Annotated in this window: 14 protein-coding genes and 1 tRNA gene; 11 read left to right on the forward strand and 4 right to left on the reverse strand. The window is 65.7% G+C overall.

Annotated features, from left to right (window positions below; all coding sequences use genetic code 11):
- Nucleotides 1-128: 128 nt before the first annotated feature.
- Nucleotides 129-773 carry a hypothetical protein gene (locus tag IPG14_RS03165; protein WP_343390861.1) on the reverse strand — a complete coding sequence of 215 codons (645 nt, stop codon included), beginning with the start codon at nucleotides 771-773 and terminating at the stop codon, nucleotides 129-131.
- Nucleotides 774-879: 106 nt separating this feature from the next.
- Here IPG14_RS03165 and IPG14_RS03170 point away from each other — a divergent pair, with 106 nt between their 5' ends.
- A complete protein-coding gene (locus IPG14_RS03170; protein WP_343390862.1) occupies nucleotides 880-5415 on the forward strand; it encodes a DUF2298 domain-containing protein in 4536 nt (1511 codons plus the stop codon).
- A gap of 46 nt (nucleotides 5416-5461) precedes the next feature.
- Nucleotides 5462-5848, forward strand: coding sequence for a DUF4157 domain-containing protein (locus IPG14_RS03175; protein WP_343390863.1), 387 nt, complete (start codon nucleotides 5462-5464; stop codon nucleotides 5846-5848).
- A gap of 108 nt (nucleotides 5849-5956) precedes the next feature.
- Here the strand turns inward: IPG14_RS03175 and IPG14_RS03180 are convergent, their stop codons facing one another.
- Nucleotides 5957-6253, reverse strand: coding sequence for a hypothetical protein (locus tag IPG14_RS03180; protein ID WP_343385064.1), 297 nt, complete (start codon nucleotides 6251-6253; stop codon nucleotides 5957-5959).
- 104 nt (nucleotides 6254-6357) lie between these two features.
- Nucleotides 6358-6861 (reverse strand): VIT1/CCC1 transporter family protein, encoded by a 504-nt coding sequence (locus IPG14_RS03185; RefSeq protein ID WP_343385065.1) that lies wholly within the window; start codon nucleotides 6859-6861, stop codon nucleotides 6358-6360.
- A gap of 92 nt (nucleotides 6862-6953) precedes the next feature.
- On the opposite strand from IPG14_RS03185, the gene IPG14_RS03190 reads away from it, so the two are divergent.
- From IPG14_RS03190 to IPG14_RS03210, 5 genes are all read left to right on the forward strand, one after another.
- A tRNA-Val gene (locus IPG14_RS03190) sits at nucleotides 6954-7030 on the forward strand.
- 99 nt (nucleotides 7031-7129) lie between these two features.
- Nucleotides 7130-7420, forward strand: a complete 291-nt coding sequence (locus IPG14_RS03195) for a YciI family protein (RefSeq protein ID WP_343390864.1) — start codon at nucleotides 7130-7132, stop codon at nucleotides 7418-7420.
- Nucleotides 7421-7582: 162 nt separating this feature from the next.
- Nucleotides 7583-7852, forward strand: a complete 270-nt coding sequence (locus IPG14_RS03200; protein ID WP_343390865.1) for a hypothetical protein — start codon at nucleotides 7583-7585, stop codon at nucleotides 7850-7852.
- A 5-nt stretch (nucleotides 7853-7857) separates the two neighbouring features.
- The gene (locus IPG14_RS03205) at nucleotides 7858-8208 is read left to right on the forward strand and encodes a hypothetical protein (RefSeq protein ID WP_343390866.1); all 351 of its coding nucleotides are present in this window, start codon (nucleotides 7858-7860) and stop codon (nucleotides 8206-8208) included.
- 4 nt (nucleotides 8209-8212) lie between these two features.
- Nucleotides 8213-8710: a histidine phosphatase family protein gene (locus IPG14_RS03210; protein WP_343390867.1), complete on the forward strand. Its 498-nt coding sequence runs from the start codon at nucleotides 8213-8215 to the stop codon at nucleotides 8708-8710.
- Here IPG14_RS03210 and IPG14_RS03215 read toward each other — a convergent pair.
- Nucleotides 8707-10203: a Ppx/GppA phosphatase family protein gene (locus IPG14_RS03215; RefSeq protein WP_343390868.1), complete on the reverse strand. Its 1497-nt coding sequence runs from the start codon at nucleotides 10201-10203 to the stop codon at nucleotides 8707-8709. The two genes, IPG14_RS03210 and IPG14_RS03215, sit on opposite strands and share 4 nt — an antisense overlap.
- Before the next feature lie 153 nt (nucleotides 10204-10356).
- Between IPG14_RS03215 and IPG14_RS03220 the strand changes: the two genes are divergently transcribed.
- The 4 genes from IPG14_RS03220 (at nucleotide 10357) to IPG14_RS03235 (ending at nucleotide 13176) form a co-directional block, all read left to right on the forward strand.
- Nucleotides 10357-10611 carry a hypothetical protein gene (locus tag IPG14_RS03220; RefSeq protein ID WP_343390869.1) on the forward strand — a complete coding sequence of 85 codons (255 nt, stop codon included), beginning with the start codon at nucleotides 10357-10359 and terminating at the stop codon, nucleotides 10609-10611.
- An 88-nt stretch (nucleotides 10612-10699) separates the two neighbouring features.
- Nucleotides 10700-11725: a thiamine pyrophosphate-dependent dehydrogenase E1 component subunit alpha gene (locus tag IPG14_RS03225; protein WP_343385072.1), complete on the forward strand. Its 1026-nt coding sequence runs from the start codon at nucleotides 10700-10702 to the stop codon at nucleotides 11723-11725.
- A 1-nt stretch (nucleotide 11726) separates the two neighbouring features.
- Nucleotides 11727-12704, forward strand: coding sequence for an alpha-ketoacid dehydrogenase subunit beta (locus tag IPG14_RS03230; RefSeq protein ID WP_343390870.1), 978 nt, complete (start codon nucleotides 11727-11729; stop codon nucleotides 12702-12704).
- A 49-nt stretch (nucleotides 12705-12753) separates the two neighbouring features.
- Entirely contained in the window at nucleotides 12754-13176 is a 423-nt protein-coding gene (locus IPG14_RS03235; protein WP_343390871.1) for a biotin/lipoyl-containing protein, read from the forward strand.

Consider the following 13176-nt stretch of genomic DNA (forward strand, 5'->3'; position numbering starts at 1 on the left):
GCGCCGCAGAACTTTGAACCGGCGCCGATTACGTTCCCGCAAGAACCGCAGTACACAGCGCGGAGACCCTGAACCGAACTTCAGCGAAAGTCAATGGCGCCAATCAACCGAATCCTGTGCGTTGCGGGCTACCCGGCGCCCATGCCCCGTACAGCGGGGTTCGTCCCCAACAGCCGCGTGGCGTAGGCGACCGAGCGCGTCGTGATCAGCGCGCGCTCGCGGAAGTTCGCCGCGGCCTCCGGCGGAGGCGTTCGCGAACGCTCCCAGGACTCCAGCCGGTCGTACCAGGTGACGAGGAGCATCAGGCCGCCCGTCTCGGGGTGGTCCACCTGGCGGAAGAGCCCTTGCAGCTCCGACTGATACTCGCTTGCCGTTTCGAACGTCCTCCACGCCTCCTCGGAAAGCTCGACGAAACGCTCGACGTTCGCGGAATCGACGCCGAACAGGCGGTGCACGTAAACACCTTGCTTCGAAAGCGGGCTCGTGTCCGTGGGCCTGGCAGTCGCCACAAATTCGTAGGACTCCATGACGGCGGCGCCTACTGGCAGTTCGCCCGAGAGGTACTCGTCCGGTTTCGCTCCGCCCGGCCAGGTGGTCAGGAGGATCACCTCGTGGTTCCAGAGCCCAAAGAGCCCATTCGCAAGCGCCCAGCGCCGGCCGCCCTGGCGTTCAAGCGCGGGAAGCGTCGTTTCTTCAATCAGCTTTCCCAACGCCGCGAAGTTCTTGCCAGGCGCGGCGATTCGCGCCCAATGAAAGACCGGATCCGTACTCATGCGTGCATCGTAAGGGCGTCCGGCTTCTTTCCGCTTTCTCGGGGCGCCGTTCCCCGGTCGGCGCGGGGCAGTATCCTGTGGGGCAATTGGCGGAACGGGAGGGCGCTTGGCCGAAACGCCGCTCGAGCGGGGACTCTTGCCCCGGCACCGTGTTCGGGCGTTCCTCGACAGGCGAGGAAGGCCTGCCCTGGCGCGGTCGTGGCCGTTGGCCCTCGGCGCCATCCTCCTGCTCGGTGGACTGCTCCGCTTTCACGGTCTCGACTGGGATCAGCCGGAAGGCGCGGACGACCCGCTGCAAATGCACCCGGACGAACGCTTCCTCTCCCTCGTCACCGATCGGCTCGACTGGCCCGATTCGGCGGGCGGCTACTTCGACACCTCCACCAGCCCGCTGAACCCCTACAACGACGGACAGACCAACTCGTATGTCTACGGGACGTTCCCTCTCTTCCTGGTGAAGGCGGTAGCGACCATCGCTGGAGACGATCCGGAAGGCCCAGGCAACTCGTACGCCAGCACGGTCACCTGGGGCCGCCGTGTCACCGCCGGCTTCGATACGGCGACGGTCCTGCTTGTGTTCCTTCTCGCGGCGACGGTATCCAACCGGAGGGTCGGCCTGCTCGCAGCCCTCCTCTACGCGCTCGCAGTGCTCCCTACACAGCTCGCCCACTTCTGGACGATGGACCCGTACCTCACGTTCTTCGCGACGTTGACGCTCCTCCTGAGCACGCGATTGGTCCGAGCAGGTGACCGCACAGCCTGGGCATACGCGACGGGGATCGGCCTGGCGATGGGGCTGGCCTGGGCCTGCAAGGTGAACGGCGCCATTTTCGCGGTCGCCCCGGTGATCGCCATCGGCCTGCGCATCGCGCTACGAGACCTGCCGCGCCTCGGGCTGCGATGGGGGGGAGAATCCCCCCCACGCAAGGAGAATGCGCCGGTCTGGCAGTGGGCGAACGACATTTCCATGCTGTGCATGGCCGGGGCGGTGGCGCTGGTGGTCTTTCGACTTGCCCAGCCTTACGCATTCCAGGGCCCGAACTTCTGGGACATGGCCTTCAACCAGCGCTGGTGGGACGACATCCAGCGCGAGCGCGAGTTCCAGCAGGGCAACGCAGACTACCCGCCTTTCGTCCAATTCGCCGGCACCACTCCATTCCTGACACCACTCAGGAACATGGTGCTGTGGGGTATGGGGCCGGCCTTTGGTATCGCCGCCTGGGTCTCGATGGCCGCGGCGGGCGTCGTGCTCTTTCGCAGGCGCGAAGTCACGCTCGCGCTCCCACTGGCGCTGGCGGCGACGGTGTTCGTCTTCCAGGGGCCGCGCTTCGTGGCTTTCATGCGCTACTTCGAACCGATGTACCCCATCCTGGCGGTCCTGGCGGCATGGGGCCTGGCCGCGCTCTGGCGCAGATCCCGGCAGCCGATGAGCGACCCGGACGCTGCAGGTGGGCACGTAAGGCTCCCAGCATTCCCGCCTCGCGCCACCCGATGGGCGTACCCGGCTGCGGTGGCCATAGTCGTCGTCGCCACCGGCTGGTGGGCACTGGCCTTCCAATCCGTCTATTCCCAGGAGCACCCCCGCATCGCTGCCAGCCGTTGGATCTACGACAACGTCCCGCCGGGAAGCAAGATCACGGGTGAGATCTGGGACGACACCATCCCATACGCGATCCCGGGCGAAGAGCGCTCCTACTCCATTGTCGAGACGTTCCCTTACGACACCGATTCAACCGAGAAGGTCCGGAAGCTCGTCTTCGGCGACGCCTCGAACCGGAGTGCCGGCGGACTCGTCGCCGCGGATTATGTCGCCATTACTTCGAACCGCGTGCGCGATTCTGTAAAGAAGTTGGAACGGGAGTACCCGGCGACGAACCGCTACTACGAACTGCTCGAGACCGGGGAACTCGGCTTCGAACGGGTCGCGACGTTCAAGGTCCACCCAACGTTCCTGGGCATCTCCGTCGATGATTCCAGCTCCGAGGAGTCGTTCACGGTGTACGACCACCCGGAGGTCCGGATCTACAAGAAGTCGGCGGACTTCAACGCAGAGGAAGCGCTGGCGTTGCTTGGCGAGGCGCACCCAGAACGCGCCATCAACCTCCTCCCGCGGCAAGGGAGGACCAACGGCCTGCAGTTCACGCCGGATGAGGCGGAGACGCAGCAGGCCGGTGGAACCTTCACAGACGTGTTTGATGCGGACGGCTGGGCCAGCGGGTTGCCCTGGCTCTGGTGGCTCCTCTGGCTGGAAGTGGCGGCCGTGGCGACGGTGCCATGGGTCACCTGGCTCTTCCGCGCGCTCCCGGCCCGCGGCTACGGGCTCAGCAAACTGCTCGGGCTCGCGTCGGTGGCGCTGCCGACGTGGATGCTGGTCGCCTGGGGTGCCGCCCAGTTCTCAGGCAGCCTCGTCTGGGCCGTGTTCGCAAGCGTCCTCGTGCTCGGGGTGACGACCGGGGTGTTCCGACTCGCTGCCCTGCGCGAAGACGCGCGCGCTCACTGGCGGTCCTGGCTGGCAGCCGATGCCGTCTTCGTCGTCGCCTTCTTCGCGTTCCTGCTGATCAGGGCCTACAACCCGGACCTCTGGCACCATCCGCAGGGCGGCGAGAAGCCGATGGAGATCGCCTACCTCACGGCAGTCACCCGTTCCACGATCATGCCGCCGTACGACCCCTGGTTCGCCGGGGGCTCGCTGAACTATTACTACATGGGGTGGTTCTTTCTCGCAGTCCCGATCCGGGCGCTGAAGATCGTCCCCGAGGTGGCCTTCAACCTCGGCGTACCGACCTACGCCGCGCTTGCCTCGACTGTCGCGTTCACGGTCGTCCAGTCCCTGGTGGGGATGAGCGCCCGGGTGCGGGATGCCACGCCGGCAGCCGCTCGGCGGCCGGCCATCCTGGCGGGCATCGCCGGGGCCGTGCTCCTCATCGGTATCGCCAACCTGGATGGCGCGCACCAGTGGATAGAGCGGCTTCAGACGGCGAACACATGGGGCGCCGGCGAAGGCGTGCCGGTTATCGGCGGAGCCGTCGGCATCTTCGGAGGGCTCTGGGCGTGGCTCATCGACGGGACGGCCCTCCGGCCGTTCGACTGGTGGCGGAGCTCCCGTGTGCACTTCGGGACGATCGACATCACCGAGTTCCCGTACTGGTCGATGCTGTTCGCGGACCTGCACCCGCATCTCATGGGGCTGCCATTCTTCGGCTCCGTGGTTGCGCTGGTGGTCGCCTACGCCGCCAGCGTCCGCGGCCGCCTTCGGGCTCAGACATGGGTGCTCGCCGTGGTCCTCGGACTGGCCGTCGGGCTCGTCCGGACAGTCCATACGTGGGATTTCCCGACGGCGGTGCTCATCGCCGGCGTCGGCATCCCGCTGGGGCAACTTCTCCGCGCGGAGGGGCGCTGGCAGGACCGTTTCTGGAACGGGGTGGCCCACCTGGCCATCGCCGGGGTCGTCGCCTCCGTGGCTTTCTCGCCGTACACCTCGCACTTCGAGACGTTCGATCCCGGGGTGCGGCGAGCGGTGGCTACGACGAAGGCACACCAGTTCTTCGTCCACTTCGGGGTGTACATCGCGTTCGCCCTCACGTTCCTGGCGGTCCGCTACCGGGAGGAACTCGAAGCACGAGAGTTCAACCACGGGAGCAATCCGTTCCTCGCTACCGTAAACGGCTGGCTCGAGGTCGGGTCGCTTGCGATTTTCCTCAGTGGAGTGATAGCAGCGACATGGCCCTTCGGACTAACGACCATCGCCCTCGGGGCGGTTTTCGAACTCTTCCTCTTCAACCTGCTCTGGATCGAGTTGAGACGCCCTGTGCCCGACTTGCCGAGGACGTTGGCGACCGCCATGTTCGCGCTGGGTTTCGGCGTCGCCGTGGGAGTGGACCTCGTCACCCTGAAGGGCGATATCGAGCGGATGAACACTGTCTTCAAGTTCGGCATGCAGGCATGGCAACTCTTCGCGCTCGCCAGCGGCTACGCTGCCTGGTACACCGGCGCTGCCCTGTGGGACGCACGCGGATGGCGGTTGCGGCCGAAACCGGGCCGCGCAGTCGCCGGGCTCGGCACGGCTACGATCCTCGGCGCCCTCTGGCTCGGCGCGAGCCTCTTCCTCATCTCCGGGACCGCCGCGCGCCAGGATGCGCGCTTCCGCGAGACCGGCCCCACACTCGACGGCTTTGCGTTCCTGCCGGGCGCGGTCTTTGTCGAATCGGTCGACAACAATCCGGCGGCGGATACGCCGATCGTCCTCGAGGAGGACCGGCCGCTCATCGAATGGTTGCGGAACAACGTCGAGGGTTCACCGGTGATCGTGGAGGCGGTCGGACCGCTTTATCGATGGACGGGCCGGATCTCCGAGTACACGGGGCTCCCGGCGGTCATCGGGTGGGACTGGCACCAGGTGCAGCAGCGCACTGACTACTCGGAGCAAATCCAGAAGCGGCGCTTCGAGACGGAGCAGTTCTACCGTGTCCCCGACCAGGCGTATGCGATGAGCTACCTCGAGAAGTACAACGTGCGGTATGTCGTTGTCGGCGCCGAGGAGCGGTTCCACGGCAGCGACGTGGGGATCGCGAAGTTCGCGCAGATGCCAGGGCTCGAAGAGGTGTTCCGGAGCGGCAACGACGCCATCTATCGGGTCCGCTGAATCACGAACGGCACAGGGGAGTGAGAAACCTGCTACCTTCGCCGACATGCGGCTCTCCGAGGCAACGGTGACCACCCTGCGCGACTTCGTGCCCGAAGAAGACTTGCGGCGAATGCGCCTTCTGACGGGGATCCCATGGCGATGGGCGCCCGTCCTTCTCGGCATGAGCGCGGTCACATTCTCGCCGTTCGTCTTCATGCGGGCGGGACGCTACCGCCCAGAAACGGCCCGTGGGCTAGCGCTGCTCGCACATGAGGCGGTGCACATCGGCCAGGTCCGGGAACTGGGCTGGCGCTTCTATCCGAAGTATCTCTGGGGCCAGTTCAAATGCGGGTTCCGCCACGACTCACACGAGATGGAGATACCCGGGATCGAGGTCCAGCGCACCGCCCGGCGAGTGCTCGAATCCCGAAGTGGCGGGGGCGCGTGGTAGCGAGCCGTAGCGCGCGGACGGCGAGGCGAGGGGCAGCCTGAAAACAAAGGAGGCACGGAGGAAACCTCCGTGCCTCTGCTGGGACAATTCGCCCGGACGGAACGGCCTTTAGGCCTTGGCGCCCGAGAAGGTGCCGCTGCCGAAGGCGCCGAACTGGACGTTGCCAGAAACGGTATCGCCATCAACGGCGCCGCTGAACTTGAGTTCCATCTGGCCCATCGGGCCGGCGATGGTCGCCGAGAAGGCAACGTTGTTGCCATCGGCCGTGCCGGACACAGGAGCGTTACCCTGCGGGCCGGTGAACTCACCCGAGATCGTGCCACCATCGGTCTTGAAATTCGCCGTGACGGGGCGGGCGCCCATCGGCGAGTTCATCGTCAGGTTCCAGTTGCCATCAAGTGCCATAGTCTTCTTCTTCTCCTTGAAGTGGTCCGGTGGATTATCGCACATCCGAACGCAGTTCGGGAATTGCACAGGGCGCCAGGGATGTGCCACCGCTCGCCCGGCAGTCAGACCTTCAGGACGCGGCCGACGACGAGACCGAGCGCTGTAGCCAGGCCGCCGATGACGAATAACTCGATGGCACTGCGCAGCGGTTTGCCTTCGACGAGTACGCCCTTCAGATAACCGATCGCGAAGAGCCCAACAAACGACGAGGCGACGGCCACCAGGCGGGCAAGCGGCTGGTCGATGAGCACCGTGGGGACGATCGAGAACGAACCGCCGGCGAGATACGCCAGGAACATGATGAGCGACCCGAGCAGGAGGCTGTCGGTGTGCCTGCCCGTCCGGTCCATCTGGTGGACGGCCTTCTCCGAGGTGTACTGCCCGGCCGCCATCGACGAAGCTTCGACACTCACTGCGACCAGGGCGGCGAGGATGATGATCGCCTTGTCGCTGACCCCGGTGGAAATACCGACGACCACGCCGGTGGTTGAAACGATGCCATCCTGGAGGCCGAAGAGGAGCGCACGGAGGTAGTCCTCATGGAGCGACCTGGGTTGATCCTGCACAGGAGTATCGTATCTGCCGCAAGTCCAACGTCCCATGGTTCGCGTCGTTGGCACAGTCGCGGCGGCTGCGCTATCCTGAGCGTTCCGCGTTGGGGCGGTTAGCTCAGATGGTTAGAGCGCTGCGTTGACATCGCAGAGGTCACTGGTTCGAATCCAGTATCGCCCACCATTACCGAGTTCTGAGCGTCTGCATTACCGAGTTCTGCCCGGGGCGGTTGGCTACCGCCCCGCCGTAACGGGGCTACGACCCCCAAGTCAGGACCGTCCGATGAAATACCTCATGGTCTACGAGACAGGCGATGTCAGCCCGGAGTTGCTTCGCGCCACTTACCCGGCCCACCGCGCACGCATCGACGAATTCGCTGCGCGCGGCGAGATCGTTGCGTCGGGCCCCATCGTGGACGCCGAAGGCCGGCCTTCGGGCCTCGCCTATGGCGTCTTCCACACGAGACAGGCGGCTGAGGAGTTCGCAAGAGGCGACCCCTTCGTCACGAGTGGCGCGGTCGCGAAGTGGCGAGTGGACAATTGGAACGAGGTCCTCCTGCCGCCGCCCGCCTGATCGGCGCTCGCCTCGTTTCCGGAGTCCCCCGCGGCCTGGAACCCGTGCTGGCACCCGTTCCGCCCAAGTTGCGCGCCCGGAGTCCGGATGATTGCGGGGCGCGACCGCGCACCGCTATCCTTCGTCGCGAATCTACCGACCACGAAGGGACGGACCACGCACATGGCAGAACTGAAGGACACCCTCAACCGCCACGCCCAGGATGTCGTGAACGGCAATGTCGCCGGCCTGATGGGCGACTTCGCACCCGAGGCAATGGCCAAGATCATGGGATTGGCGGCCAACCCGATCACCGCGACGTCGTTCGAAGTGAAGGAACTCGGCAACAACGAAGCCGAAATCAGCTACATCGGTGCGAGCACCCGCAAGATTTGGAGCAAGTGGAGCGAGACCGGCGGCAAGTTTCAGATCGTTGACGTGAAGGAACTCTAAGCCAAGTGACGCAGCCCACCTCCGCGCGCGAGGCCGCCGACCGCAATGCCCAGGCGATCATGTCGGGCAACCTGTCCCAATTGATGGCCGACATCACGCCGGAAGTTCTGGCGCAGGTGATGGCGATGGGCGCACAGGCGGGCGGGCTTTCGCCGGCGCAGATGCCCAACATCGAGGGGTACGACCTGAAGGACTTCGGCCCCCAGGAAGATGGCGGCGAACTCTTCCACGTCACCTTCCGGTCGAGTGCCGGCACGGCAACGCTAGGGGCGACCTGGAAACAGCTGATGGGCCAATGGAAGATCGTGGCTGTGAACCTCGTTTCTGCCGAACCCGCGCCGCCGGCAGCCGGATAGACCGTTGCAGCTCTGCCTCATCCGCCACGCCATCGCCGTCGAACGCGGAACGGCGGGCTACGTGGATGACCGCGTGCGGCCCCTCACCCCGGAAGGACGGAAGCGCATGCGAGAAGCAGCGCTCGGCCTGAAGGGGGTGGTCTCACTCGACGCCATCGCCACTTCGCCGGTGCTGCGTGCCAGGCAGACCGCGGAGATCCTCGAAGACCTCTACAAGGTCCGGGTCCAGACCTGGGACTCGCTCGGGAACGGCAGCCACCACGAAGTGCTCACGAGCTGCGCAGCCACGTCCCTGGACGCGCTCGCGCTCGTGGGGCACGAACCGTGGATGAGTGAACTCCTCTCCGTGCTCCTGACTGGCGACGCGACGTTGATGAGCTCAGTCTTCCGCAAGGGCGCAGCGGCACTCGTCTCGACCTACGGCCCACCGGCACCGGGAAATGGCACGCTCGAGTGGCTCATCCAGCCTGGAGCGCTCCGCAAACTGGCCGCGAAAGCCTAACGCGCCGGCCGGACGTCCAGCGAAAGCTTCAGGACCGCTTCGATCCGCCGTTGCTGCCGTTCGATTTCGTAGAGTTCGGCATCCAGTTCCCCCCGACTCGTCAGATGAATTCTCAGGGTGCCCTTCGTGACCTTTGCCTGGAAGTCGAGCACTGGTGACGGCACGCGGCGGCGGACCGCCCTTGCGAGGCCGAGGAGCGTCGCCAGGACCGCCGCCGTGCGAACGTCGTCCGGGAGAGTGATCGACCTGTACGGGGCCAGGTCCGGGGTTCCGGAGTCAGCCCAACGGACCAGGCTGGCGAGGATGACGACTTCCCGGTGGGAGAAGCCGTGGAGGTCGCCGCTGTGCACCAGGTATTCCGCGTGGCGGTCGCGGTTGTAGTAGTCGATGTGCATGCCGATGCCGGCCATCCGCGCCGCGTGCAGCAAGAGGTCGAGTTCGGGCTGGCCCAGGCGATGGACGTCGCGCGTCGCCTCGAAGAGCGCCGCCGCGGCGAGGACGACGGGCTCGGCCGAGAGTTCATCAACGCCGTTGGCGCGGGCAAGGCCCATCACCGAAGCGCTGCGCACATCGGGCAGGATAGCCGGGTCGTCGCGAATCATCTGCCAGAGCAGGCCCTCTCGAAGGCCCTGGCCGGCAACGGTGAGCGTTTCCGCCCCCGCCATGTCCATGACTTCGTCGATCACTACCGCGGAAGCGTGCAGGATATCGGCGCGGTTGGTGCCGATGCCCGGGATCCGGCGGCGCTCTTCGTGCGAGGCACGAGCGAGCCGCCCCGCGAGTCGTGCCATCTCACTGCGCGTGATCTGAAGTCCGTGGATGCGGCGCAGCGGATAGGCGCGCTGGATCCGGACGAGGCGAGCCAGGTTGCGGACTGCGCCACCGGTCCCGAAGAGCAGGGGATGAGGCGCGGTGACCGCGAATTCGGCGCGGATCGCCTTTCGCAGGCTGCGAAGCTCACGCGCGGTCGGCGGGTCGGAGCGGAGGTAACGCTCTCTTGCATAGATGGCGCCGAACGGGCCGGAGTGGACGCTCTCGAGAGCGCGCCCGGCCACGCGCATGAGTTCCAGGGAGCCACCACCGATGTCCAGGAGGTGCCCATCACGGAGGACAGTGCTGTTGACGACCCCAAGAAAGCCGCAGTATGCCTCCTCGTAGCCGGTGAGTATGCGGACCTGGAGCCCGGTGCGTCCGTGTGCCCGCTCGACGAATTCAGACGCATTGGACGCACGGCGGAGGGCTTCGGTGCCGACGACCGTAATCGCCGCGGGCTGGTGGGAACGGGCCACCTGGGCCATGACCGAGAGCGCCCGCAGCCCACGCGCCATCGCCGCTTCGGTGAGGACACCGGCATCCATGCCTTCGCCCATACGGGCGTCGAACCGCTCTTCGTCGACGACTTCGAAGGCGGATGACGAAAGCGCACGGGCGACAAGGAGCCGGACCGAGTTCGAGCCGACATCGATGACGGCCAAAGTGCGCGCACGTTCCACCAGTAGAAACCTCCGGCTGCGAAGGGCATTTTATCGCCACAGCGACAATGGTTCGCCGGGACCCATGCAACATCGGTTCGAAATGTGCACCATGCGCAGGTTGGCGCGGGTCGTGTACACTGTGCAGGAACCTTTTCAGGGGGGCCTGCTGAGATGCAACGGAAGATGCTTGGGGCTTTGCTTCTCCCCATCCCGTTCGCGGCACTGCCCGTGATCGTCGTCCTCATCGCCGCGGCCTTCGGGCCGGGCGGAAGCGACGAACTGGTAACCCGCGAGGATTCTGCCCAGGTGCTCGACGGCTTCGCGGCGGCCGACGTAGCGACCGCGAACGACCTCCCACTGGCGAGGGCTTCAGTCCCGGCGGTTGAACCGGGCTGCGGTGACGAAGGCCTCCGAACCGAGTCGTAATCGCCCTCCCGGCCTGTGCTAGCATGAACGGCAGAGTCGCTCCGCGTTCTGCCGTTTTCGTTTGCGGGGCACCCGGTGAGGAAGGGCGATGGCAGCAACTCGCGCAACCCGTCCTCCGCGCTCGCAAAAGACCATCGACGAGTACCTCCTGAGCGAACAGCAACTCGAGGACATGTACTACCACATGCTCCTCGCGCGGAAGCTGAACGAGCGCATGCTCGCGCTCAACCGGCAGGGCCGCGCTCCGTTTGTGATCGCCGGCGCGGGCCAGGAAGCGGCCCAGGTGGGGGCGGCGATGGCACTCCGAAAAGGGACCGACTACCTCGCGCCCTACTACCGCGACCTCGGCATGAACCTCGTCTTCGGCATGACCGCCCGCGAGGCGATGTTGAACCTGTTGGCGAAACGTGACGACCCGAACAGCCACGGCCGCCAGATGCCCTCGCACTGGGGGAACACTGCCCGGAAGGTCGTGACCCAGTCGAGTGTGGTGACAACCCAGTTCCTCCATGCGGCAGGGATCGGGCTGGCGGCGAAACTGCGGAAAGACCCGATCGTCGTCATGGCCTGCTGCGGGGAAGGCAGCACGAGCCGTGGAGACTTCCATGAAGCCCTGAACTTCGCCTCCATCCACAGGCTGCCGGTCATCTTTTTCGTTCAGAACAATGGCTATGCCATCACCGAGAAAAACGAGAAGGAGATGGCCGTCGAACACGTGGCGGACCGGAAGCGGGCATACAACATGCAGGGCGCCGTTGTGGACGGCATGGACGCTATCGCGGTCTACCAGACGGTTCGGCCTGCGGTGGACGAGGCGCGGAAGGGAGGCGGCCCGCATCTGATCGAAGCGAAGTGCTACCGGCTGTGGCCGCACTCGAGCGACGACGACGACTCCCGCTACCGCACGAAGAACGAACTCGAAGAGTGGTCTCTCAAGGACCCGATCAAGCTCTTCAGGGAACGCGTCGAATCGGACGGAATCTTCCCGCGCGGGGACCTCGACGAGATTGAAGCCCGAGTCGAGGAGGAGATCCGGGAGGCGGCCCAGTGGGCACTGATGCAACCCGACCCGGCGCCGGAAGACGCACTCGGCTTCGTCTACAAGGAGTTGTGATGTGACGGCACTGACAGCCATCGAGGCCGTCCGCACCGCGCTCGACGAAGCACTGGCGGCTGACGACCGGGTGTTCATCCTCGGTGAAGACGTGGAGGCCGGGGGAGTCTTCCGGGCTACCGAGGGCCTGCGCGCCCGGTACGGCGAACGCATCATCGATTCGCCGCTGGCGGAGTCGTCGATCATCGGCGTGTGCATCGGGGCCGCACACTACGGGTTGCGGCCGGTGGCGGAGATCCAGTTCGCGGACTTCATCCACGCTGGCTTCGACCAACTCTGCAGTGAGGCATCTCGCTGGAGCTACCGGACGCTTGGTGACGCCCACCTGCCGATGGTGGTGCGGACCGCGTGGGGCGGCGGCGTCCATGGCGGGCAACATCATTCCCAGAGCATCGAGGCGTACTACGCCCACATGCCCGGCATCAAAGTGGTCGCTCCATCATTTCCGGCGGATTACCGCAGCCTCTTGCACGCCGCCATTGCCGATCCCAACCCGGTGCTGTTCCTCGAACACAAGCGAACCTACCGGCTGTTCCGCCAGGAGATGGACGGCGCACCCGCCGAGACGCGGATCGGAAAGGCCCGGGTGACGAGGCAAGGTGGAGACCTCACGATTTTCGCCTACGGGTTGATGCTGCACGAATCGCTGGCGGCGGCGCAGACGCTTTCGGATGAGGGCACCGAATGCACCGTCGTCGACCTGCTGACCCTGAACCCGCTGGACCGCGAGACAATCCTCGATTCGGCTCGGGCGACAGGGAAAGTGCTCATCGTGCATGAGGACACGCTGACCGGCGGGCTTGGCGGCGAGATCGCCGCGATCATTGCCGAGCACGCCTTCGAATACCTGGACGCACCAATCCGGCGCGTGGCCGGGCCTGATATCCCACCCATCCCGTTCCACCATGCGATGGAGGATTTCTTCATGCCGAACCGGGACAAGATCGCGTCAGCGGCGCGAGAGCTGGCGGCCTACTAATGGCGTTCGAAACCTGGACTTCGAGTTTCAATTCGGGCAGGGCGTAGCGATGACGATCGTGAAGATGCCGCAGCTCGGAGAGAGCGTCACCGAAGGGACGGTCATTCAGTGGTTTAAGCAGCCGGGCGACCCGGTGAAACTGGACGAACCGCTTTGCGAGATAGAAACCGAGAAAGTCACCGCCGAACTACCCTCCGAATTTGAAGGGACGATGGGACGCATCCTGGTGCCGCAGGGTGAAACCGTGGACATCGGCACTCCGCTCTGCGAAGTCATCGCGGCGGGCGGCAGCGGCGTGGCGGGCGCCGTCGGCGCGGCCAGCAGCGGCAGTTGGTCCGGCGGACCGATGGCCATTCCGCCGGAGGAGACGCCCGCGGCCACCGCTCCAATTCACGCCACGGCGCCGGACGCGCCCCCCTCCGCGGCCACAGCCCGGCGATTCGCAGCGCCCTGTCCGCTCCAACCCGGATGA

Source organism: Candidatus Amarobacter glycogenicus (genome assembly GCF_016704105.1).
Lineage (GTDB): Bacteria > Chloroflexota > Dehalococcoidia > Tepidiformales > Tepidiformaceae > Amarobacter > Amarobacter glycogenicus.